General features: G+C 40.1%; 24 protein-coding genes. 11 read left to right on the top strand and 13 right to left on the bottom strand.

The window, feature by feature from the left end:
- Positions 1–74: 74 nt before the first annotated feature.
- Together ACB088_RS08940 and ACB088_RS08935 are read left to right on the top strand one after the other, a co-directional pair.
- Entirely contained in the window at positions 75–3,539 is a 3,465-nt protein-coding gene (locus ACB088_RS08940) for an ATP-binding protein (RefSeq protein WP_375038795.1), read from the top strand.
- Positions 3,536–4,495 (top strand): response regulator, encoded by a 960-nt coding sequence (locus ACB088_RS08935; protein ID WP_375038694.1) that lies wholly within the window; start codon positions 3,536–3,538, stop codon positions 4,493–4,495. The genes ACB088_RS08940 and ACB088_RS08935 overlap by 4 nt, the downstream gene beginning before the upstream one ends.
- Before the next feature lie 37 nt (positions 4,496–4,532).
- On the opposite strand, the gene ACB088_RS08930 is transcribed toward ACB088_RS08935, so the two are convergent.
- Together ACB088_RS08930 and ACB088_RS08925 are read right to left on the bottom strand one after the other, a co-directional pair.
- Positions 4,533–5,603 carry an alpha/beta hydrolase gene (locus ACB088_RS08930; RefSeq protein WP_375038693.1) on the bottom strand — a complete coding sequence of 357 codons (1,071 nt, stop codon included), beginning with the start codon at positions 5,601–5,603 and terminating at the stop codon, positions 4,533–4,535.
- Positions 5,604–5,648: 45 nt separating this feature from the next.
- Positions 5,649–6,125: a cyclophilin-like fold protein gene (locus ACB088_RS08925; protein WP_375038692.1), complete on the bottom strand. Its 477-nt coding sequence runs from the start codon at positions 6,123–6,125 to the stop codon at positions 5,649–5,651.
- A 285-nt stretch (positions 6,126–6,410) separates the two neighbouring features.
- Between ACB088_RS08925 and ACB088_RS08920 the strand changes: the two genes are divergently transcribed.
- On the top strand, positions 6,411–7,301 hold the full coding sequence (locus tag ACB088_RS08920) for a LysR family transcriptional regulator (protein WP_375038691.1): 891 nt from the start codon (positions 6,411–6,413) through the stop codon (positions 7,299–7,301).
- Here the strand turns inward: ACB088_RS08920 and ACB088_RS08915 are convergent.
- The gene (locus ACB088_RS08915; protein WP_375038690.1) at positions 7,279–8,484 is read right to left on the bottom strand and encodes an MFS transporter; all 1,206 of its coding nucleotides are present in this window, start codon (positions 8,482–8,484) and stop codon (positions 7,279–7,281) included. The two genes, ACB088_RS08920 and ACB088_RS08915, sit on opposite strands and share 23 nt — an antisense overlap.
- Before the next feature lie 262 nt (positions 8,485–8,746).
- Here ACB088_RS08915 and ACB088_RS08910 point away from each other — a divergent pair, with 262 nt between their 5' ends.
- Positions 8,747–9,031 carry a GNAT family N-acetyltransferase gene (locus ACB088_RS08910; protein ID WP_375038689.1) on the top strand — a complete coding sequence of 95 codons (285 nt, stop codon included), beginning with the start codon at positions 8,747–8,749 and terminating at the stop codon, positions 9,029–9,031.
- Positions 9,032–9,136: 105 nt separating this feature from the next.
- Here the strand turns inward: ACB088_RS08910 and ACB088_RS08905 are convergent, their stop codons facing one another.
- Entirely contained in the window at positions 9,137–9,250 is a 114-nt protein-coding gene (locus ACB088_RS08905) for a hypothetical protein (RefSeq protein WP_375038688.1), read from the bottom strand.
- A gap of 64 nt (positions 9,251–9,314) precedes the next feature.
- Here ACB088_RS08905 and ACB088_RS08900 point away from each other — a divergent pair, with 64 nt between their 5' ends.
- The 5 genes from ACB088_RS08900 (at position 9,315) to ACB088_RS08880 (ending at position 13,205) form a co-directional block, all read left to right on the top strand.
- The gene (locus tag ACB088_RS08900; RefSeq protein WP_001104474.1) at positions 9,315–9,974 is read left to right on the top strand and encodes an amino acid ABC transporter permease; all 660 of its coding nucleotides are present in this window, start codon (positions 9,315–9,317) and stop codon (positions 9,972–9,974) included.
- The gene (locus ACB088_RS08895; protein WP_375038687.1) at positions 9,964–10,629 is read left to right on the top strand and encodes an amino acid ABC transporter permease; all 666 of its coding nucleotides are present in this window, start codon (positions 9,964–9,966) and stop codon (positions 10,627–10,629) included. Before ACB088_RS08900 ends, ACB088_RS08895 begins: the two co-directional genes overlap by 11 nt.
- Before the next feature lie 2 nt (positions 10,630–10,631).
- Entirely contained in the window at positions 10,632–11,363 is a 732-nt protein-coding gene (locus tag ACB088_RS08890; protein ID WP_004642454.1) for an amino acid ABC transporter ATP-binding protein, read from the top strand.
- A 31-nt stretch (positions 11,364–11,394) separates the two neighbouring features.
- Positions 11,395–12,255 (top strand): transporter substrate-binding domain-containing protein, encoded by an 861-nt coding sequence (locus tag ACB088_RS08885; RefSeq protein ID WP_375038686.1) that lies wholly within the window; start codon positions 11,395–11,397, stop codon positions 12,253–12,255.
- A gap of 83 nt (positions 12,256–12,338) precedes the next feature.
- A complete protein-coding gene (locus ACB088_RS08880; protein ID WP_209830566.1) occupies positions 12,339–13,205 on the top strand; it encodes a cysteine ABC transporter substrate-binding protein in 867 nt (288 codons plus the stop codon).
- A 50-nt stretch (positions 13,206–13,255) separates the two neighbouring features.
- Here ACB088_RS08880 and ACB088_RS08875 read toward each other — a convergent pair whose 3' ends face one another.
- Positions 13,256–13,375 carry a hypothetical protein gene (locus ACB088_RS08875; RefSeq protein WP_375038685.1) on the bottom strand — a complete coding sequence of 40 codons (120 nt, stop codon included), beginning with the start codon at positions 13,373–13,375 and terminating at the stop codon, positions 13,256–13,258.
- 76 nt (positions 13,376–13,451) lie between these two features.
- Positions 13,452–14,387, bottom strand: a complete 936-nt coding sequence (locus ACB088_RS08870) for a LysR family transcriptional regulator (protein ID WP_375038684.1) — start codon at positions 14,385–14,387, stop codon at positions 13,452–13,454.
- A 90-nt stretch (positions 14,388–14,477) separates the two neighbouring features.
- Between ACB088_RS08870 and ACB088_RS08865 the strand changes: the two genes are divergently transcribed.
- Both ACB088_RS08865 and ACB088_RS08860 read left to right on the top strand, forming a co-directional pair.
- Positions 14,478–15,119, top strand: a complete 642-nt coding sequence (locus ACB088_RS08865; protein ID WP_375038683.1) for an alanyl-tRNA editing protein — start codon at positions 14,478–14,480, stop codon at positions 15,117–15,119.
- Entirely contained in the window at positions 15,120–15,758 is a 639-nt protein-coding gene (locus ACB088_RS08860) for a LysE family translocator (RefSeq protein ID WP_375038682.1), read from the top strand. It begins immediately after the preceding gene.
- Positions 15,759–16,145: 387 nt separating this feature from the next.
- On the opposite strand, the gene ACB088_RS08855 is transcribed toward ACB088_RS08860, so the two are convergent.
- From ACB088_RS08855 to ACB088_RS08825, 7 genes are all read right to left on the bottom strand, one after another.
- Positions 16,146–18,107, bottom strand: a complete 1,962-nt coding sequence (locus tag ACB088_RS08855) for a family 2A encapsulin nanocompartment cargo protein cysteine desulfurase (RefSeq protein ID WP_375038681.1) — start codon at positions 18,105–18,107, stop codon at positions 16,146–16,148.
- Positions 18,082–19,014 (bottom strand): family 2A encapsulin nanocompartment shell protein, encoded by a 933-nt coding sequence (locus ACB088_RS08850; protein ID WP_231763611.1) that lies wholly within the window; start codon positions 19,012–19,014, stop codon positions 18,082–18,084. Before ACB088_RS08850 ends, ACB088_RS08855 begins: the two co-directional genes overlap by 26 nt.
- A gap of 241 nt (positions 19,015–19,255) precedes the next feature.
- On the bottom strand, positions 19,256–20,197 hold the full coding sequence (epsC, locus tag ACB088_RS08845; protein ID WP_080026793.1) for a serine O-acetyltransferase EpsC: 942 nt from the start codon (positions 20,195–20,197) through the stop codon (positions 19,256–19,258).
- A gap of 18 nt (positions 20,198–20,215) precedes the next feature.
- A complete protein-coding gene (locus ACB088_RS08840) occupies positions 20,216–20,725 on the bottom strand; it encodes a rhodanese-like domain-containing protein (protein WP_375038679.1) in 510 nt (169 codons plus the stop codon).
- 258 nt (positions 20,726–20,983) lie between these two features.
- Positions 20,984–21,832 (bottom strand): glutathione-dependent disulfide-bond oxidoreductase, encoded by an 849-nt coding sequence (gene yghU, locus ACB088_RS08835; protein ID WP_375038677.1) that lies wholly within the window; start codon positions 21,830–21,832, stop codon positions 20,984–20,986.
- Positions 21,833–21,865: 33 nt separating this feature from the next.
- A complete protein-coding gene (gene yfcF / locus ACB088_RS08830; protein WP_375038676.1) occupies positions 21,866–22,492 on the bottom strand; it encodes a glutathione transferase in 627 nt (208 codons plus the stop codon).
- A gap of 118 nt (positions 22,493–22,610) precedes the next feature.
- Positions 22,611–23,516 carry a LysR family transcriptional regulator gene (locus ACB088_RS08825; RefSeq protein WP_375038675.1) on the bottom strand — a complete coding sequence of 302 codons (906 nt, stop codon included), beginning with the start codon at positions 23,514–23,516 and terminating at the stop codon, positions 22,611–22,613.
- Between the last annotated feature and the right edge of the window lie 41 nt (positions 23,517–23,557).

Genomic DNA, 23,557 nt, shown 5'->3' with positions numbered 1-23,557 from the left:
TATTCGAGAAAATCGCCATGATAAATGACTTTTGGCATAAGGATTGCTGGGTTTAATGCAGCCACATGCCAAACATGAGTGTTATGCCAGATTCTTCACGCCCCCAACAAGCGCCACAACGTGTGATCAAAACGCGCCGTGAATATAATATTTGGGTGGCAGATGAAAGTATCGAAGATTATGCGCTCCGTTATGCGCCCATATCAGTACGTAAATGGTCGCCTTGGACCGTTACCAATACCGCAATTTCGACAGTTAGCTTCTTGGCTATGGAAGCCATTGGGGCGACCATGCTTTGGCAGTATGGCTTTAGCAACGCGCTGTGGGCGGCAATAGTCGTATGTACCATCATATTTTTAACCAGTTGGCCAATTAGTTACTACGCTGCAAAATATAATGTAGATGTTGATCTGCTCACCCGTGGTGCAGGTTTTGGCTATATTGGCTCGACCATTACCTCTCTGATTTATGCCAGCTTTACCTTTATTTTACTTGCGTTTGAAGCCGCAATTATGGCGATGGCACTTGAGCTTGCTCTTGGCATTCCACAAGTTGTTGGTTACTTAATTTCTGCATTGGTGATTTTACCGTTAGTGGTCAAAGGTATTGGTTTTATTAATAAAGTTCAGGCAATCACTCAGCCAATCTGGCTCTTGTTGCTGTTGTTACCGTGGTTTTTTGTACTTTGGAAACAACCACAAATTTTAAGTAGTAGTCTGCATTTTGTTGGTGCGGTTTCAAACTCGACCGATTTTAATCTGTATTACTTTGGTGCGGCGTGCACCCTTATTTTTTCATTTGTGATCCAAATTGGTGAGCAAGCTGACTATTTACGCTTTTTACCACAACAGGAAAAAAATAGAACTGCATGGCGTTTTGCTGTTTTTTTAGGTGGTCCATCTTGGATTATTTTTGGTTTTCTCAAAGTTTTGATGGGCATGTTGCTGATGGTTTTGGCTTTTCAGCTTTTGATTCCAGTCTCTGAACTAGACAATCCGACGTATCTGTATTGGGTTGCCTATCAACAATTTATTCCAAATCCGCAGCTTGCTTTAATCTTCACTCTGGCACTTGTTTGCTTGGCACAAATTAAAATTAATATGACCAATGCCTATGCTGGTTCATTGGCATGGTCAAACTTTTTTGCCCGTTTAACTCATAGCCATCCTGGGCGAATTGTCTGGCTTCTTTTTAACGTTTTTATTGCCATTGTTTTGATGGAAATGGGCATTAGCCATGCGGTCGAGCGCATTTTAGGACTATATAGCAATATCGCTTTGGCATGGATTGGTGCTGTTGTTGCCGATTTAATTATTTGTAAACCTTTAGGTCTAAGCCCTAAGGGAATTGAATTTCGCCGTGCTTATTTATATGACATTAACCCCGTAGGGGTGGGTGCCTTACTGATTGCTTCAGTGTTATCGATGCTTAGCTATTTGGGCTTTTTCGGATTAATGGCGAAAGGCTTGGCGAGTTTTATTGCGCTGGGAAGTGCGATGTTATGTGTTCCTATCATTGCTTACTTAACCAAAGGCAAATATTACATTGCACGCCAGCCTGAAAAAATTCAGGCGACGTCAGTTGCGAATTGTGTGGTTTGTGAACGGGATTATGAACTCGCTGATATGGCAGGCTGTCCAGCCTATAACGGTACGATTTGCTCATTATGCTGTTCACTTGAAGCACGCTGTCACGATTTGTGTAAACCCGATGGACGTTGGTCGGTGCAACTGAAAAAAGCCATCTGGCACTATTTACCAGAGCGTTGGGCCAGCCGTTTAAATAGTCGGGTCAGTTTATATTTATTAATGACTTTAGGACTTTCTATTGTTTTGGCGGTGAGTTTAAGTCTGGTTTATATCCAAGAAAAAGCATATCTGGAAACGATTAATGCTGAAGGAGTTCCTCAGCTATTTACGCTGTTTGTGAAAATTTACACCATCTTATTTTTATTAATGAGCGTTGCGGCATGGTGGTTAGTGCTAAACGATGAAAGCCGCCGTAATGCTGAAATTGAAACACATCAACAAACAGCGTTATTGATTGACGAAATTGCTGCTCATGAAGTCACTTCAAAAGACTTGCAAGATGCCAGAATTTCAGCAGAACGGGCAAATGACGCAAAAAGCCGTTATGTCATTGGAATTAGTCACGAACTACGAACACCCCTAAATAGTATTTTGGGCTATAGCCAATTACTTCAAAAACAAGAGCAGCTTTCGGAACAGGGGAAAATGGCGCTTGGGGTAATTAGCCGTAGTGGGCAGCATTTAACTTCACTGATTGACGGTTTACTGGATTTAGCACGAATTGAGACAGGCAAAATTTCTTTAAATGTAGTAGACGTTCATTTCCCCAATTTTATAGAACAGATTATTCAAATGTTTCAGCCACAGTTTGAACAGAAGAATTTAGAGTTTATTTATGAAATTGGAGATAACCTTCCGCACTATGTTCGTACCGACAAAAAGCGCTTAGAGCAAGTGCTCATCAATTTATTGGGCAATGCTTTGAAGTTTACAACGAGTGGCACAATAACTTTAAAGGTCGAGTACCGCTTCCAAACGGCTTATTTTGAAATTAGAGATACGGGCTGCGGTATTGCAGAAGCAGATTTAGAGCGAATATTTAATCCGTTTGAACGAGGCAGTAATGTGGTTCAGGGTGGCTTTACTGGAACAGGGCTGGGTCTGCCGATTGTAAAATTATTGGTCGATTTACTTGGTGGGCAGCTATCTGTGAGTAGCCAACTCAATCAAGGTTCACAGTTTAAAATTAAGTTTTATTTACCTTCAAAAGAAGTGGTTCATCCAATTTCTAACGTTTATTCCAATCAGATTACGGGCTATCAAGGCGAGCGAAAACGAATTTTGGTTGTCGATAATGAAGCTGTGGATCGAGGTTTAGTCGCTAATTTTCTAAAACCTTTAGGATTTATTATTGAAGAAACCGAGTCAGGCATTGATTGTTTAAGACGTGTTCCTATTTTTCAGCCTAACCTGATTTTAATGGATTTGAATATGCCTTTGATGGGTGGCTGGGAAACTGCGCGGTTATTACGTCAAAATAATATTACCAATGTGCCGATCTTAATTATTTCGGCCAATGCAGGCGAACGTGAGGTCAATCCACAAGATGCGGTTTTAAGTGAAGACTTTATGCTAAAACCAATCGATCTCAATTTGTTGCTGAGTAAAATTGGAGACAAGTTAGGGCTGGTGTGGGCTGATTCTAAATCAGAGGCACTAATTGAAAATAATGAGGTTCAAGCACTTGATGTAAAGACGTATAAGCAAGAACAAACCGCTGTTCATACACCAACAAGACAACCAGAAAACAATGGCCCACAAGATTTAACTCAAGCCTTGCAGCAACTAGATGAATTGATTGGACAAGGCTATATTCGAGGCATTCAACATGTTTTAACGCATTGTCGTCAAGATTTTCCGGAGCATGACGAGTTATGGGAACAGCTTGAGCAAGCTATTCAAAAGTTTGATTTAAAACATGCCCAACGATTAATTCAGGATAAGCAATGAGTACGCAACATGTTTCTTTTCAGCAGGCTTCAACAACTGAGCAGGCTGTTATTCTGATTGTGGATGATGTACCGGAAAATTTGGGCTTGTTACATGAAAGTCTGGATCAGGCAGGTTATCGCGTGCTTGTCACAACCGATGGTTTAAGTGCCATTGAAATCGCACATCGATGCTTACCGGATATGATTTTGCTCGATGGCAATATGCCACATATGGACGGTTTTGAAAGTTGTATACAGCTTAAAGCAAGCCCAATTACTCAGTTTATTCCCGTCATTTTTATGACAGGTTTGTCGGAAACAGAGCATATAGTGCGTGGGTTTCAGGTCGGTGGGGTAGATTACGTAACAAAGCCACTGAATATTGAAGAAGTACTGGCAAGAGTAAAAACGCATTTGGCGCATGCCAAACTGTTACAACAACAAAAACAGGTGATTGATGCAACAGAAACAGCCATTCTTGCACTAGATGTTCAAGGTAAAATTGTTTGGAAAACTCAAAAAGCCAGTGATTTACTGAATCAATATTTACCTGAATTAGAAGGTTTTGAAGCAGGCTTAAAAGCTTGGTTTTCAGACTTGGAACATGAAAAAGACTCAAAAAAATTAACCAGCTGTTCTTATTCAACGCCATCTCAGCAATTACAACTTTTATTACTCACGCCGTGGCAATCTGGCACAAGTGTGGCGAAAAATTATCTTATACAGATCAAGACTTCTACGCCTGCTTTGGAAATGGCTGATATCTTAAAATATTGCCCACAGTTGACTCAGCGTGAAGCAGAAGTCATGCACTGGTTATTGTTAGGGAAAACCAATAAAGATATTGCGGAAATTTTGGAGCTGAGCCCGCGGACGGTGAACAAACATTTAGAACATGTTTTTGAAAAACTTTGCGTTGAAAATCGAACAGCGGCTGTGGCGCATATTAATAGTCTGGTGCAAGAGTTTCATTAAATAAATAGAGGCCCGTGTTGAGCCTCTATTATGCCTCTTATTTCAAGTTTTGTTTAAAGAAACTAGTTAATTTATCAAATGGAATGAGATCGACACGATCGTATAAATCAACATGTCCCGCACCTTTAACATAGTAAAGTTCTTTAGGTTGGCCTGCGAGTTTATAAGCTTCTTCACTAAACTCTTTTGAATGAGCCTGATCACCTGTAATAAACAGCATTGGGCGTGGTGAGATGGTTTCGATATCGTTAAATGGATAGAAGTTTAAAAATTTGACATTACTTGTCAGTGTTGGATGCGTTGTAAGGTCTTTTGATGAACTTTTCGGCGTATATTCTCCGCGTGGGGTACGATAAAAGTCATAAAATTCACGTTGGATCGGATGTGTATCTGCCGTTAACTCATGCGTAGTCCCGCTGGTATATTTTGTTTCACCGCCTGTGAACTCGACATAACGTTGCGCAGCCGCTTCAGCAATAATTTGCTTTCTTTGCTCTAAGGTTTGTGAGTGACGTAAGCCATTACGGTTTGCAGCTCCCATATCATACATGCTGACAGTGGCAATTGCCTTCATACGAGGGTCAATTTTTGCTGCGCTAATGACAAAGCTTCCACTTCCGCAAATTCCGAGCACCCCAATACGTTCACGGTTAATAAAAGATTGCGTTCCTAAATAATCTACAGCTGCACTAAATGCTTCTGCGTAAATGTCAGGTGCAACTACATTTCTGGGCTGGCCTGCGCTTTCACCCCAAAATGATTGATCAATCGCCAATGTTACAAAACCTTGTTCAGCCAATTTCTGTGCATAAAGCATAGAGCTTTGTTCTTTCACGGCTCCCATTGGGTGACCAATTACAATAGCGGGGGCTTTTAGTTTTTTATTTAAGTTCTTGGGAATAACCAGATTACCGACTATATCCATGTTGTATTGATTTTTAAAAGTGACTTTCTGAATAGTCACTTGCTGACTTTGATAAAAGTTATTTGCGCCATTCGACATGTCTGCTGCCATACCTGAGGTTGAGGAGAATAAACCAATTGTTGCAGCGCAAATCGCAGCCGCCGTATGGGTTTTAAGCTTTTTAAACAAGGGAGATGTAGTCATGGATGCCTCAATTTAAATAATTTGAATGGGTGAATTTGCTTATGCTTATTTCATTTGGGAAATTGAAATTTTGATGGGTTGTTTTTGCTTGAACTCTTGGGGAATAGCCTCAAGTTTCCCAAGCAAAATAAGACCATTTGCGTACCCAATAGTTGAGTCTTTATAGAAAAAAGCCAGATTACCCCAAGGGGCGTAATAGGTAAGATCACCAGCTTTTCCTGCATAGCCATTGGGTGAATTCTGTGTAGTTAGCTTCGTGGGCAGGTCGGCTATTTTTTCAGTAGAGTCATAATCTTTAAGGTTTAATGTCAACGGAAGCTGCTTGGCAAAATCTTGAACAGTCGGTGTCATGGGTAATGTTGCAAATAGCGATTGCTTTGATCCCTCAATATCAATACGGATTTTCATCATCGATAACCTTTGTTGATCGTTGCCCGTAGGCCTTGTGGCATAAGAAATAGATATGGCTGAAAACGAGAAAAAGATGCTGAGTAAAGCGAGAAAAAACTTCTGAGTAGCCATATCGAAGAACCTCATTTCTTTAAGAGAACGCACTTAAATGCAGAGAAGTTATTCAATTTCTAGCGTAAAGGTATGAGCTGAATTTATTAATTTTTGATAATAATAAAATCAGGTACTTTTTATGCTTGAGCTCATCTAAATCTTGATGCTCACTGCTTGATATAGAGTTTAATGAATCTTCTTTATAATAATTAGCCTAAAAAACAAACATGGACTTATGAGTAATATTCATGAATGGTTTTATCATTTATAATTAAACTAAACCGTGAAAAGAGACAAAAGCAGATGATAAACAAAGAAAACTATAATGATCTTTATGCTTTTTTAATGGTGGCTCGAGAAGGGAGTTTTACGAAGGCCGCAGGAAAAATGGGAATTTCGCAGTCTGCGCTCAGCCATACCATTCGCGGTTTAGAAGAGCGTTTAGGGATGCTACTTCTGACCCGAACCACACGAAGTGTTTCGCCGACAGCCGCGGGTGAAAGGTTAAAGCAAACCATTAGCGCCAGCTTTGACCAGATTGATAATGAATTATCGCTTTTAACATCATTTCGGGATCAACCCGCTGGTACGGTTCGTATTAATGCCAGTAGCCATGCAATACGGGAAGTGCTGATTCCAAAACTTGAAAAGATTGCTGGTGATTACCCTGATGTGCAAGTTGAGCTAGCGGCCAATAGCGGTATGGTGGATATCGTTGCAGAGCGATTTGATGCAGGCGTTCGTTTTGGAAGTCGTGTAGCAGATGGCATGATTGCGGTACGTATTAGCGCAGATGTAAAAATGGCGGTGATTGCAACGCCAGAATATTTTGAGAAATATGGAGTTCCGAAAACGCCCAAAGATTTGATCAATCATCAATGTATTGGCTTTCGTTTAACCACCCAAGGCAGTGTGTATGCATGGGAATTTTTGAAGGATGGACAAGAAACAAAAATCAAAATCCAAGGACAATGGATATTTAATGAAAGCTACGACATTGTCGAGGCGGTTAGAGCTGGATTTGGATTGGCTTACATTCCGCAAGAACTGATCCAGCAAGATCTGGATCAAGGCAAACTTGTTCAGGTATTGGATGAGTACAGTATCCAGTTTCCCGGATACCACCTGTACTATCCACATCGCAGACAACTTTCGCCTGCGTTAAGGTTGGTTATTGATGTACTGCGTGAGTAGCACTTCGCCAAGTAATAAAAGCAATGATAGCACCCAATAACAACACAATAGCGCTCATATAAAACGTAGTACTATAGCCTTGTGAGTCATATAACAAGCCTCCCAAAGTTGCACCTAAAGTAATTGCAAACTGAATAATTGCGACCATCAAACCGCCACCAACTTCAGTATCTTGATGCAACGTCTGTGCAAGCCATGTGTTCCATGCGACTGGTGCTGAAGTTCCAATAAAGCCCCATAAACCCATCAATATTGCGACCAACCACAAATGCTGGCCACCAAGTACGAAGGCATAAGCAATGCTTGCCATCATTAAAGGAATAAGGATGAGGTAGCGATAGACATGTTGATGAAGAATAAAACTAATCACGAATGTGCCAACTAAACCCGCGATACCTAATATGAGTAATAAAATGGATAACATGGCCGCATCGACATGACTAACGGTTTCTAGAAATGGGCGTAAGTAGGTAAATAGCGCAAATTGCCCCATAAATAACAATAAAATCCCTGTCATGCCATAAAACACAATCGGACGTTTGAGTAGTCCAAAGGGATTTTTTGACTTTTCAACAGACATAACTGCTGGAAGAACGGGCATACTTTTAAATTGCCAAATAAGCGCAATGATCGCGATAGGAACGATACAGAAGAACGCACCGCGCCAGCCAATGATTGAACCTAGAAAACTTCCTAAAGGTGCGGCTATTGTGGTTGCTAGAGCATTTCCTCCATTTAACAGACCGAGTGCTTTGGGTACAGCTAAAGGAGGTACAAGTCTCATCACAATCGAAGTCGACATGGCCCAAAAACCACCAATCACCACACCTAAAATTGCGCGCCCAACCATGAATAACGCAGCAGAATGAGCAAATGTAATCAGCATGCCAGAAACGATCATGAGTAGGGTAAGTAACAGCATGATATGACGGCGATCCCATGTTTTAAAAACACGGCTAATAGTTAAGCTGGTTATCACAGCAAAAATGCCTGAAATTGCGATCGCCTGACCGACTTGGCCTTCACTCATATTTAAATCTGAAGAGATTGGTGTGAGTAAACTTACGGGCATGAATTCTGAGGCAATTAATACTGCGCAGCAGAGTGACATTACAAATACAGCACCCCATGCAGGTGTGTTATTTTCATGTGTATCTTGCTCAATTTGATGAAAAGAAGACATAAAAGTTCCGACTTTTAAAACCGTTAAATGTTCATAAAAGAAATGAACAAATCTGGTTGCAGAGCTTATCAGCAAGGGTTTGAAAGGATTAGACGTAGAATTACGAATAGAATTATGAGTTTTATGCATGAATTGTCTTTAAAAAGCATACAGACTCGCTGCTAAAAACAGGCTATTTTTTTACACTTAGATTTGTTCTTATAGTTCAAGATATACAAAGTCATTTTTAAATAAATATGAGTCGTAAGAAGAGGAATTTATTGTGAATATTCAACAAAAAGATGATACAAAACACGGTAGCTTTATTTTACTTGATGGTGAAACCGTTGCAGGTGAAATGACTTATACATGGGCAGGCGAAGGCATGCTGATTATTGATGCCACAGATGTGAATGAAAATTATCGGGGACAAGGCGTAGGTCGCCAATTACTTGATGCTTTAGTTGCTTTTGTTCGCGAAAAAGAAGTGAAAGTGATTCCGCTTTGCCCTTATGCAAAATCGGTATTTGATAAAGATCCAAGCATTGGTGATGTCCTTAGAAAATAAGCAATAGACTGAAATTTTTTTCATGAAAATCGGGCGTTGGTGTCCGATTTTTTTATGGGTTTTATTATATATGGGTTGTGATGAACATGTTTTAAGCGGTTGTATTCAACTGATTTGAATGCTTTCGATTGCCAAATCGAATTTATCAAACTTATAGAAAAGCTTATCTAATAAAAATGGTTTTAGACCAATTGGGAAAAAAATAAACTCGGTACACAAATATTTGATCGCTGACTAGAGCTAAATATTTATAACGTTTTAATATTATTTTTTGGAATTTTCCTTGAACTGGCAGTATATCCATAGTGTGTTGCCGCAATTTTTCTCTGCAACTTTGACCACGCTGAAAATTTCAATTATCAGCATTATTCTGGCCATTATTGTAGGGCTGATTTGCAGCATTTTAATCACATATCGCGTGCGGGTGCTAAATAGAATTGCCCAGTTCTATATTGAGTTATCTCGAAATACCCCTTTATTAATTCAACTATTCTTTTTGTATTACGGTTTGCCCAAACTTGGCATCAAAATCGATGGTTTTACTTGTGGTGTGATTGGACTCACATTTTTAGGCGGAAGCTATATGGCAGAAGCTTTTCGAGCGGGTCTACAGTCTGTTGCAAAAGGTCAGATTGATTCTGCAAAAAGTATCGGTCTGCAACCGACTCAAATTTTTAGATATGTCATTTTTCCGCAAGCACTTGCTATTTCAATTCCAGCAATTGGAGCAAATTGTCTATTTTTAATTAAAGAAAGTTCTGTGGTGAGTGCGATTGCTGTCGTTGAGCTGCTTTTTGTCACCAAAGACTTAATTGGCATGGATTATAAAACAACAGAAGCTTTGTTCTTATTAATCATGGCTTATCTGATTATTTTATTGCCCGTGTCTATTTTAACCAGTTATCTGGAACACAGAAGTCGGAAGGTGAGCCATGGAACTTGATTATCTATTTCAGGCGAGTCATCTCGAACGATTAATGTGGGGACTTTGGGCAACCGCAAAAATTGCTTTTATTTCAGTATTTTTCTCTGCGATTTTAGGCACGATTTTTGGCGTCATTATGACTTCTAAAAACATAGTCGTTAAAGCACTGTGCCGCCTGTATTTAGAAGCGATTCGAATCATTCCAATTTTAGTTTTGCTGTTTGTCTTTTATTTCGGTTTTGCCACATGGTTTAACTGGCAGTTTTCTGCGATGTGGGTGTGTGTTGTGGTGTTTGTTTTATGGGGCACGGCTGAAATGGGCGATTTGGTCCGTGCAGCCATAACCTCGATTGATCAGCATCAACGTGATTCGGCCTATGCGCTTGGACTGACTCATGTTCAAGCATTGGTCTACGTTATTTTTCCGCAAAGTCTAAAACGAGTAACACCAGGCGCGATTAATTTATTTACCCGAATGGTGAAAACTAGCTCTTTGGCAGTTCTGATTGGTGTGGTGGAGGTCATTAAGGTGGGCCAGCAAATTATTGAAAATTCGCTTCTGACTGTGCCGAGCGCCTCGCTTTGGATTTATGGCTTTATTTTTATTTTGTATTTTCTGATTTGCTATCCCTTATCTCGTTTGGCGGCACATCTAGAAAAGGTCTGGGAGTAATTATGCCTTTGTTATCGATACAACAATTACAGAAATCATTTGCACAAAGTCATATTTTACAGGGCATTGATCTAGATGTAGAACAAGGAGAGGTGGTTGTTATTTTAGGCCCATCGGGCTGCGGTAAAAGTACCTTACTGCGCTGTATTAATGGATTAGAGCCGATTCAAGGTGGTGAGATTCGATTAACAGGTTCGGGTGTGTTGGGTAAAGATGTTGACTGGACTAATGCTCGTCAAAAAATTGGCATGGTTTTTCAAAACTATGAGCTGTTTGGGCATATGAATGTCATTGACAATATTTTGCTTGGACCACTCAAAGTGCAAAAACGCCGACGTGATGAAGCTGAACAAGTTGCAGATGAGTTGTTAAAGCGAGTGGGGCTATTTGAACGAAAACTCGATTATCCGCGACAACTTTCCGGTGGACAAAAGCAGCGTATCGCCATTGTCCGTTCACTGGTCATGCAACCTAAAGTCATTTTGCTCGATGAAATTACCGCTGCGCTTGATCCGGAAATGGTCAGAGAAGTGCTCGATGTTGTTTTGAAACTAGCCAATGAGGGGATGACCATGTTGATTGTGACACATGAAATGTCATTTGCCCGTAAGGTTGCCGACCGCATTATTTTTATGGATAAGGGCAAAATTATTGAACAGGCACCACCAGAAGAATTTTTTGAACAGCCAAAAACAGAAAGAGCGAAAACCTTTTTAAATATCTTGTCGTATTAAGTCTTTTATTATTTGAATCATGAGGAAGTGAATGTTTAAACGTAACTCAATAAAAATATTAAGCAGTATTGCTGTTGCTGGGGTGTTATTAACGGCATGTAGTAAAACGCCATCAACTGAGCAAGCAAGTAATACTCAAGAAGACCAGTCTTTAGAGCAAGTCAAAAAAAATGGGGTGTTGCGAGTTGCCGTTTTTGCCGACGATCCGCCGTTTGGTTATGTAGACAGTGCTGGCAATAATCAGGGCTTTGATGTGGCTTTAGCAAAACGAGTCACTAAAGACCTGCTCGGCGATGAAAAGAAAGTTGAGTTTATTGTGACTGAGGCTTCAAATCGGGTGGAGTTTTTAAAATCAAGCCGTGCCGATGTTGTGTTTGCGACATTTACAGTAACGCCTGAACGTAAAGAGGTTGTAGATTTTGCCGAGCCTTATTTAAAAGGTGCTTTCGGGATTGTCTCTCCTAAAGCCAAACCAATTACTGACATTGCTCAATTGGAAGGTAAAACGTTAATTGTAAATAAAGGCACCAGTTCAGATACCTATTTTACGAAGCACTATCCGAAAGTGAATTTACTGAAGTTTGAAAGAAATTCGGATGCGTTCAAAGCCTTGACCGACGGTCGTGGTGACGCAATTTCACAAGATAGTACTTATGCTTTGGCGTGGGCTGCGAAGAATCCAAGTTATGTGGCGGGTATCCAGTCTATTGGTGATCAAGAGTTTATTGCACCAGCAGTGAAAAAGGGCAATACCCAATTATTGAATTGGTTAAATACTGAAATCAAGCAGCTAAGAACAAGCGGTGAAATTAAGAAAATTTATGATGAAACCTTAAAACCAATTTATGGTGAATCGGTTAATCCTAATGTGTTTTTAGATGTAGGCCAATAATTTTTCGATATTGCTGGAGCAGTGTCTAAAAGGAGGCACTGTGATTTTAAATAAGACTTTTACAAGAACGATAGGGTGAAATAATGACAACACTAACTTTACAAAATATAAAGCATGTTCTAGCTGCATCTTTGCTGAGTTTAGGTTTGGTTGCATGTGATAAAGGCACGCAATCTAATGAAAAAACAGCTGACACCACTCAAACTGTGTCGAGTATTGAGCAGATTAAAAAGAATGGTGTCGTGCGTATTGGTGTATTTAGCGATAAACCGCCGTTTGGATATTTAGATGCTCAAGGTAAAAATCAGGGCTTCGATGTAGAGATTGCCAAGCATGTTGCTAAAGACTTGTTAGGTGATGAAAACAAGGTAGAGTTTGTTTTAACTGAAGCTGCAAATCGTGTCGAATATTTAAAAGCCAATAAAGTAGATATTATTTTTGCAAACTTTACGGTTACACCAGAACGGAAAGAAGTAGTCGATTTTGCTAAACCTTATTTAAAAGTTGCTTTGGGTGTGGTGTCTCCTAAAACTCATCCAATTACAGATATTGCTCAACTCAAAGATAAAACTTTGTTGGTGAATAAAGGTACTACGGCTGATTCATTCTTCACCAAGACTCATCCTGAAATTAAACTACAAAAGTATGAGCAAAACACTGAAACCTTTGATGCTTTAAAAGATGGTCGTGGTGCTGCTTTAGCACATGACAACTTGCTGGTTTTAGCTTGGGCTAAAGAAAATCCAAATTACACAGTAGGCATTACAAACTTAGGTGAGCAGGACTTAATCGCACCGGCAGTGAAAAAGGGTGATAAAGAGCTATTGGACTGGTTGAACCAAGATCTAGAGAAATTGGCAAAAGAAGGCGTGATTCATCAGGCTTATGAAAAAACTTTAAAACCAGTCTATGGCGATACGATTAATCCAAAAGATTTATTGGTTGAGTAGTCGTACTCATAGCTCCTAATGATTAGGACTCTAGATAGTATTTGCTTGAGCTAGGATTCATCTACAGCCTGCCCATAATTTATAAAGATAATGTTTTTGTAATATTTTTTATAGATGGAAACAGTGGTCAGGTTCTGTAGATGGCAAAGTTTTTTGGTTACTTTTTTCAAAAAAAGTAACCGAATTAGCTGATTGCTTTAGAGATAGAAAGGTAGGATTCCATCGTATTAATTCCTTGATTCTATATCATTTGAACTTAAATAAAGTCGGCTCTGCTGCCAATTTATCTGCCAAATATTGAATAAAGACACTTAATTTAGGCGGTACGTGGCGTGTTGGCGGATAGAGTAGCCACAGCCCACCACTGTAATAGGTCTTAAAATCCCATTCGGGTAAAACTTGAACCAAAGTCTGTTGTTGCAAAGCATGGCGCGCAACAAAGTAGGGTAAGCTGGCTACTCCTAAATGCTGTAGGGCTGCGCTTAAACGTACACCTGTATGATTTGCAGCATAACGACCACGCACGGCAACACTAATCGACTTATTCCCTTGTTGAAATTTCCATTTTGAATCACTGATTTGTTCACCCAAATAGATACATTCATGCTGTTTTAAATCATGGGGATGGGTTGGTATGCCATGTTTTTCCAAATATTCAGGTGTAGCACAAATCAAGTGATCGATATCAATGAGTTTTCGTCCCATCAGGCCGCCAGAGGGTTGCTCCGTAATTCGAAGCGCTAAATCAACTTCATCATCAATTAAGTCAACATAACGGTCTTCTAAAAGCATTTGTATATCAATTTTTGGGTAGCGTTCTAAAAACTCAGGTAAATGTGGATGGATCATAAAATGTCCAACGGCTTTTGGAACACTCAGACGGATGATTCCTTGCGGTTCTACATGAAATTGGCCTGAACTTTCCATCACTGCCTGTGCCGCATTGACCATATCTAAACAACGTTGATAGACCTGTTGACCACTCTCACTCAAACGAAGCTTTCGTGTGGTTCGATAAAGTAAGCGTGTTCCTAAAGCACGTTCTAAGCGAGCAATCGCACGGCTTATCGCAGATGGTGTAGTACCGAGTTGTCGAGCCGTTTCAGAAAAACTCCCTGACTCGACCACTTTCACGAAAGTCGCCATTTCATTTAACAGAACTAAACTTTGATTTGTGCTCATGAGGCAAAAGTTATTTGGATTTAGAGTGGATTATCGCGTTTAAGAAATCGCAATACAATCTTTTTCATCTTAAAGTAGATGTAGAAAAATATGACGCAAGCATTGTATTTAACAGGTGCTCTTGCCGCTGAGGTTGAAGTTCTAGCGTGTAATCCTTGTGAAGATGGGCGTTTTGCCGTGCATTTATCGGCAACACCATTTCATCCTCAAGGTGGTGGTCAACCGAGTGATACGGGCAAAATCGCAGAAGTTGATGTAGTGCATGTGGCGATTGAACAAGGGGCAATCATTCATTACTGCACACAACCTGTTGAGTTGGGAGTGGCTTTTGCACAAGTGGATGAAGCAGGACGTCGTTATCATAGTCGTTTACATTCAGCGGGACATCTGCTTGGACATGTAATGCATCTATTTGGCTGGCAAGCTGTAAAAGCGCAGCACTGGCCACATGATGCACGAGTTCAGTTCATTGCTTTGGATACAGCTCAGCAGTTAGATGCTCAAATGCTTGAACAGCATTGTTTACAATATATTCAGGCTAATTTACCAGCCAATCTTCAGCAACATGCAGATGGTTTTCGTGAAATCGGTTTTGGTGAGTTTTCTGCATTTCCCTGTGGCGGGACTCATGTTGCAGCGTTGGGGGATATTGGTTTTATAGAAATTCAGTCCTATCAGATTAAGAAAGGAAAGCTCAGTGTCAGCTATAGCGTTGCCAAGGAGGCTGAATAAATGTGGCAGTTGTATGGGCATGAGTTTTTAACACTGGCACTCATTCACTTTTTGGCAGTGATTTTACCAGGACCAGATTTTGTGGTTACGGTAAGACAAAGTGTACGTTATGGCTACTTAATAGGGTGTATGACCGCGATTGGTATTGGTGTTGGAATTTCGGTTCATGTGTTTTATACGCTTGTTGGCATTGGCTTTTTGATTCAACAAAGCGAATGGCTCATGTCACTCATTAGAACAGCGGGGGCAGCTTATTTGCTTTATTTAGGATGGCAGTGTTTGCGTAGTCAGCCGAATACTAATATTGAGATTAATGACCAAGCAGATACAGATACTCCGAGCTTATTTAAATCTTTTTCGATGGGCTTTTTAACTAATGCGCTGAATCCGAAAGCCACAATCTTTTTTCTGGCAATTTTTACAACTATTGTGAGTGTAACAACCCCCATGAAAGTTCAGATCTTTTATGGCATTTGGATGTGTATGGTTAATGCGATCTGGTTTATGGTCGTGAGTGTAATGTTTGCTCATCCAATAGTACGTAAACGATTTTTGGAGTTTGGTGTTTATTTTGAGAGGGTGATGGGGCTGTTGTTAATTGGGATTGCATTGAGATTGATTTGGGGATTGTTTGTTTAATTGCTGTGAGTGTTTAAGGATATTACAGAAGTACGATTTTAGATTGTATATATAGCTTTCACGGCGGAGTCTTATCGTTTATACACCAATAGAAAGTAGCTAATTCTGTTACTTTTTTTGGAAAAAGTAACCAAAAAACTTTGTCATCTGCAAAACCTGTTGACTGATTTCATTTAATCACTATTTCGCAGAAACAGGATCTTTCTAGTACTACGCAGGTTGCAGATAACGTTTAGCTCGAGTAAATATAGTGCTAGAACTACTTTGGTTTTAATAAGCTGAAGCTGATTTTTAGATCGAGTGGTTTTGGTGAAAAAGTGAATAGAAATGATAGTAAATAACCCATAAAAAAGACCGCTCGAAAGCAGTCTTTTTTCAAAAATAGATTTAAACAGTACGCTTGTTACGAGTTAACTGGTGTAAAACAGACACCAATAAATCAATTTCTTCAGTTGTATTATAAAAAGCTAAAGACGGGCGCACGGTTTGTTCCACACCAAAACGACGTAAAATTGGTTGTGCACAGTGATGACCAGAACGTACGGCAATACCATGTTGGTTTAAAGCCTTACCGACCTGTTCAGTTGAATAGCCTTGTAAGGTAAACGACATAACACTGGCTTTATTGTGAGCAGTTCCGATGAGGCGTAAACCTGACACACTACTGAGCGCATTTTGACCATATTCAAGCAAATCATGTTCATAGCGAGCAATGTTATGAATACCTAGACTTTCTACATATTCAAGTGCTGCACCTAAACCGACTGCATCAGCAATATTGCCTGTGCCCGCTTCAAACTTGTTGGGTGCAGGTTGGTAAACAACTTGTTCGAAGGTAACGTCCTGAATCATGTTGCCGCCACCTTCCCAAACCGGCATGGTTTCTAGCAGTTCTGGTTTCGCATAGACTGCACCAATGCCTGTTGGACCAAACACTTTATGCCCAGAGAACACAAAAAAGTCTGCATCGAGGGCTTGAACATCGGTTGGTATATGCGAAACAGATTGAGCGCCGTCAACCAATACACGGACCCCTTTGGCATGGGCAATTTTAATCACTTCAGCAACAGGGGTAACTGTCCCCAAAGCATTAGATACTTGAGTAATAGACAGCAGTTTAGTACGTTCATTGATCAGTTTTGGCAACTCTTCTAAAATAATTTGCCCCGTGTCATCAACTGGAATGACTCGTAATTTCGCTCCAGTTTTTTTAGTGAGTTGATACCACGGCACAATATTGGCATGATGTTCTAAGTGAGAAACAATAATTTCATCACCTTCACCAATATTTTGTTCGCCCCATGTTTTTGCAATCAGGTTAATGCCTTCAGTAGTTCCTCGGACAAAGATAATTTCTTTGGAAGAGGGGGCGCCGATAAATCGGGCAACTACATTTCGCGCATGTTCATAGGCATCGGTCGCACGAGCTGCTAACTCATGTGCAGCACGGTGAATGTTCGAGTTTTCATGCTGGTAAAAATAAGCAATCCGGTCAATCACGCGCTGCGGTTTTTGCGTAGTAGCAGCATTGTCAAACCAGACTAGCGGGCGACCATTGACGCGTTCCTGCAAGATTGGGAAATCACGACGAATGGCATGTACATCAAGTGGCTGAGCACTACTTGCTACAAAGGTAGGTTGAGATGGTTGATAGTGACTATAACTTTGCCCGCTTTTTGGTAAGTCTAAGAAATAAAATCCAGAGCTTGGTGAGGTTTTTGCTGGTGTATCAGCTGCAAAACGATCTTCAATGAGTAAAGACTTTAGCTGGTCGCCATGCGGCAACTGAAAAGACTGCGCAATTGAATAGTTATCTTCAACACCAGTAACAGAAGGTTCTGCTGCATTTGGAGCAGAAAAATCATTTAAAAAATAATAAGGTGATTCACCAGCACCTGTCGGTAAGTTTGGTTCAATACGTGGCACATTCGGCTCACTATGAACAGCTTGTGGCAAATGTGGCTCAAATGGTGGACGAGGTAAATTTGCACCACCAACCACAGGCGCAGAAGAGACAATCCGACGTTCAGGATAGTCTGGTAAGTTAGGAATATGCTCAGGATATTCCGGATTAAGACTTTTCTGAAAGGCGATATTCGGTGCACGACCACTAAGAGCAGAAAATGGTTCACCCGGTTGTGGTGGATGTGGAGGTGTACCTACAGGTAAATCCAAGTTAAGGCCCGATGGAGAAGCTGAACTGCTTGAACTTGGCAATGCTGAAAAAAACTCATTAGCAAGACGAGCAATGGTGGACTCATCAGGGAAGTTGGCTGGTGGGTTAACACCAGTCACTTCAGGCCCCGTTGGACTACCTTGCAGATTACTTGTAGTTAACTGGGTAGTCATGATATTTGTCCACCTCCACATCATCTAATACTGCCAACGCATCATCAGTCAGTACTGCTAGCGAGCAATATAACGAGATGAGATAAGATGCAATCGCGTTACGGTTAATGCCCATAAAACGTACTGAAAGCCCTGGTGACTGTTCACCAGCAAGACCTGGTTGGAATAAACCAACAATCCCTTGACGCTTTTCACCAACACGAAGCAGCAAGATTTTAGTTTTGCCATCTTCTACCGGAATTTTATTTGATGGAATGAGTGGAATACCGCGCCATGTAATGAATTGCGAACCGAACAGACTAACCGTTGGAGGCGGTACACCACGGCGTGTACATTCACGTCCAAATGCTGCAATCGCATCAGGGTGTGCTAGGAAAAACCCCGGTTCTTTCCAAACTTTACGCAGTAAATCATCAAGATCATCTGGAGTAGGTGGGCCATTTAAAGTTGAAATACGTTGGTCATCTGTCACACTTGCCAGTAAACCATATTCAGGGTTATTAATGAGCTCACTTTCTTGACGTTCTTTAATGGTTTCAATCGTTAAACGTAGCTGTTCCTTAATTTGATCGTGGGGGCTGCTGTAAAGGTCAGCAACACGTGTATGTACATCCAGAACAGTCGATACACCATTCAAAAAGTATTCGCGTGGCTGTGGATCATAATCAACAAAGGTTTGAGGTAAAGTTGCTTCATCACGTTGTGTGCAAGCCACTTGAATATCATCGGTATTATTTACACGGTTTAGGCGATAAATACCTGCTTCAACAGGAAGCCATTGAAGTAAGTGAGTCAGCCATCGGGGAGTAATCGTAGAAAGTTGAGGAGCTGTCTTGGTTGCATTGGCCAGTTGGCGGGCAGCATGGTCCCCAAGCGCAAGTTGGGCTTTATCAGTATTTTTCGCCATGAATCATTTTTCCTTATTACAGTGGCTTGGTAAAATCAAAAAATTAAAAACTCTAGTATTGCTATAAACTAGAATTAGTTCTGGTTTTAAAAAATAAAAAGGTTTTATAAACTTTGAATAGGTGGCTTATTTATTAAAAATCTATATTTAAAATAAAAATATATTTAAATGAGAAATAAGCATTAATTTAGCTCTTACTATTTATTTGTCTCCTTATCTATTTATTTCACATCTATAGTTTTTAACCGGGAATATGATTTTTTTGATAAGACTCATTTGGTGACTGTAAAATCTGGCTACCTGCGGCAATACTATGTGTCAGCCAGACATTTCCCCCAATAATGGACCCTCGACCAATCGTAATACGGCCTAAAATAGTGGCGCCTGCATAGATCACGACATCATCTTCAACAATTGGATGGCGTGTATAATCTTTTTTCAAAGCACCATCATCATTGGTTTCAAAGCGTTTTGCTCCAAGCGTTACTGCTTGATAAATACGGACACGTTCCCCAATGACACTGGTTTCACCAATCACCACGCCAGTCCCATGATCGATAAAAAATCCTTTACCGATTTGTGCACCCGGATGAATATCAATTCCAGTTGCAGAGTGGGCTAACTCAGAAATAATGCGAGACAGTAGAGGCACTTGGGCATATAACTGATGTGCAATTCGGTGATGAATAATCGCAAATATGCCCGGATAGCAGAGTAGTACCTCATCCACACTATGTGCTGCTGGATCACCTTCGTAGGCCGCACGCACATCGCCATCTAAAAGACGACGTATAGAAGGCAAGGTATTAGCAAAATCCTGAACAATATTTTGGGCAAGCTCTTGTGGCTGTTGGGCTGTGCTTGAATGACCCAAATGACGCTTTGCCTCATAATTTAAAGCCAGTTGTACTTGAGCATGTAAGGCTGTGAGTACCCGATTTAAAGTATAGGCAATATAAGAATCTTCAGTTTCCTGACGTAAATCGGCAGGGCCTAAGCGCATTGGAAATAAAATGCCACAGAGATCATCTAAAATAGCTTTCAAAGCTTCTTTAGATGGAAGTTCACGGCCCCCAAATTCTTTGATTCTGTGCTGTTGCTGACGCCAGTCATGCCTTGCTTGTTGTAAACCCTGTACAACAGCATTAATGTTCCATTGAGTCACAAGCTTTCCTTGATTCACTGAAAATGTGTTGAGGTTTTAGTCTTGTTGCCAAGGGAGTTGATGAGTACGCCAGCCGTTTTTTTGATTACGCTGCTGTTGATCATCTAAGTCACCTTCGAAGCCTTCAAGAACGTTATAAATGTGCTCAAAACCCGCATTAAATGCAGCTTCGGCTGCTAATGCGGAGCGGTTTCCACTACGACATAACAAAAGAATGGTTTTGTCTTTACCAGTCTTGGTTTCGAGTTCTTTTAAAAAACGTGGGTTGCGATTGAAAGAGGTGCCTGTTGCCCATGCAACATGAATACTTTCAGGAACATACCCTACAAATTTACGCTCTTCGTTAGTACGTACATCAACTAAAACGGCCTGTCCTTGTTGTACGAGATGCCATGCATCAGTGGGTGATAAACTTCCACTAAAATTAAGTTCATGGTCTTGGGCATATTGTTTTGCTTTAGAAAGAATCTCTTCGTTTGACAAGGATGTATTTGAACCCGATGAAATAAAACCAGAACGGTTTTCTGTATTTAATTTGGCATTCATTAAAAATATCCTTTATCTTCTATCTAGATTGTTATTGTTATTGTTAAATTTACGCTGATTTGAATATAAGCAGAAATAACGAATATCTATTTATATATATTTTTTTGATAAAATGAATTTTAATGTTTTAAGTGTAAATGTATAAATTACTTGAAAGTTCTTATATTGTTTTAAGCTATATTTATTATAAATTTTAGATTAACTGATTTTAATAAAAAGCCCACTTAAAAAGCGGGCTAAATATTTTAAAAATAACAATTAAAGTTTATCTTGAGTTTTAGTCTCAAAATCACTTGCATCATGACGTTCATGTAACTGTGTTTCTAAATCGCCAAAAGTGCGATTAACCATACGACCACGCTGAACAGCAGGGCGCGCCAGAATTGCATCTGCCCAGCGTTGAACATTTTTATATTCATCAACACCTAAAAATTCCGCACCGTTATAGACCCAGTTTTTAACTAGACCACCATACCAAGGGAATGCGGCAATGTCGGCGATGGTATATTCAGAACCAGCCAAATATTCATGCTTTGCTAAATGCTGATCTAACACATCAAGCAAGCGTTTTGTTTCCATGGCAAAGCGGTTAATCGCATATTCAATTTTAACGGGCGCATAGGCATAAAAATGTCCAAAACCACCCCCTAAATATGGCGCACTGCCCATTTGCCAAAATAACCAATTAAGACATTCGGTACGTGCAGCAATATCAGTCGGAATGAAAGCTTTAAATTTTTCAGCCAAGTAAAGCAAAATTGAGCCAGACTCGAAAACTCGTAGAGGCGGATTTTGGCTATGGTCAACCAATGCCGGAATTTTAGAGTTAGGGTTAGCTTCTACAAAGCCACTACCAAATTGTTGGCCTTCACCAATTTTAATGAGCCAAGCATCGTATTCAGCATCTTGAATTCCTAATTCTAAAAGCTCTTCAAGCAAAATAGTGACTTTTTGTCCATTAGGTGTTGCTAAAGAATAGAGCTGTAGAGGGTGTTTTCCGACAGGGAGTGTGTGTTCGTATCGAGCACCCGAAGTAGGTTGGTTTAAATCGGTTTTTTCTCCAGTCCATTGCCAAACTTGTGGAGGAATATAGTTTGAATCACTCATTTTTTTATCTCATGTTTGGTTGAAATATAGGGTTTAGTTATGTCGCAAGGCAAGCCATTTTTGAACGCTCGGGCGTTGCCATTGTTGCAGTGCATAATTTTTTAATCGCTCTGGTACAGCATCACCATTTTGGATGAGGCGTTGTAACATCAGTGCGAGTTCAGCATCCACAATGCTCCATGAATCAAACAGAAATTCGGCATGAGGCGCTAGAAGTTTTTCTGCAACAAAGAAAAGTTTCTCGGCTGCTTTTTGACCTTCTTCTGAAAGGGGGATAGATGTGGGTTGAATAAAAATAACATCAGTTGGACGTTCAGTTCTTAATGCCACCAAGTCTGATCTGAGCCATGCCTGAATTTGTCGAGCTCTTGCACGTGCCTGAATATCTGTTGGATAAATTGGTGTGTTTGGATAGAGCTCTTCAAGATATTCTAAAATGGCAGAAGATTCTGATAAGGCAAAATCGTTATGCTCAAGTACAGGCACTTTTGCTGTTAATGACTTGGCTACAAAAGATTCCTCAAACTGGTCTTGTTGGCCTAAGTTGATGGTCGCTATTTCAAATGGAATTTGTTTTTCATGTAGCCCGACAAAAACTGTAAAGGCATAGGGACTTAGAAATTGTGAATCTGTGTACAGCTTAAAGTGTTCATTATTCATTGTTATTGTCCATGTCATAAAACGGATGGCATCAAGTCTAAGTGAGCTGTTCCAAGATTGGGTAGCTTTTTTGTGGAAAAGCTTTATCGATTTCTGAATTAAGCAATTTCATTGTTCATTAGGGTTTAATGTGCTGAAAATGCTGACGAACAATGCTCAGCCACGCTTGTACTGCTGGTGAGACAGGAAGATTCTTTTTCCAAGCCATGACTAAGTGCCATTGAATATTCGGTTTTTCAAGCGGTACTGCTGCAAATAAAGTAGGGTCCAGCATGTCGGTATAGTATTGTGGCAGCAGCGCAATCCCCATACGTTGTAAAACCATATCTGCCAACAGGTGCCATTGACTGGTACGACAAGCGATAGAGGGATAAAATCCACGCTGTTTACAAGCATCGAGAATTATACTGTTTAAAGAGAAATTTTCAGGAAACATTAAAAATGACTGATGTTGTAGCTCTTCTAGATTTATTTTTTTGCGTGTTGCCCAAGTCGCATCGCGACGTAAAAGAACCATTAAAGGGTAATTACACAACTCAATGCTATTAAAGATTTGCTCATCAAAGGGCTGCAGTAAAACGCCAACGTCTAGCTCGTTATTGAGTAAAGCTTGTTCAATACCGCGCGAACCAACCTCCATAAAAGCCAACTCAATATCTGGCCATTGTTGATGATAATCAAACAGTGCAGTCGTTAGGAGCTGCGAACCTAAAGGCGGTACGCCAAGTTTTAAAGTACCTGTTTTTAATTGTTGATAGTTTTCAATTTCAAGAAAGATGTTTTGTTCTGCCTGAAGAAGTTCAAGAGCATGTTGATAAATACGCTCTCCAATTGCAGTTAATTCAATTTGTCTTTTGCGTCCATGATCTGGTTTAACCAAGAGTTGGACCTGAAGCTGTTCTTCAAGCTGCTGTAATATTTTACTAATGGTGGGCTGAGTCAGATATAACTCTTCAGCAGTACGGGTAAAACTTTTAGTTTTTACCAATGTAACAAAGCACTGTAATGATTTTAGAGAAAGCATAATAAAGAATAGATTATTCCATTTTGGAATAATATTAACAT

The sequence above is a fragment of the Acinetobacter sp. RW6 genome (assembly GCF_041956835.1).
GTDB lineage: Bacteria > Pseudomonadota > Gammaproteobacteria > Pseudomonadales > Moraxellaceae > Acinetobacter > Acinetobacter calcoaceticus.
The sequence above is the reverse complement of the archived record's forward strand: the minus strand, read 5'-3'. Positions and strand labels throughout refer to the sequence as shown.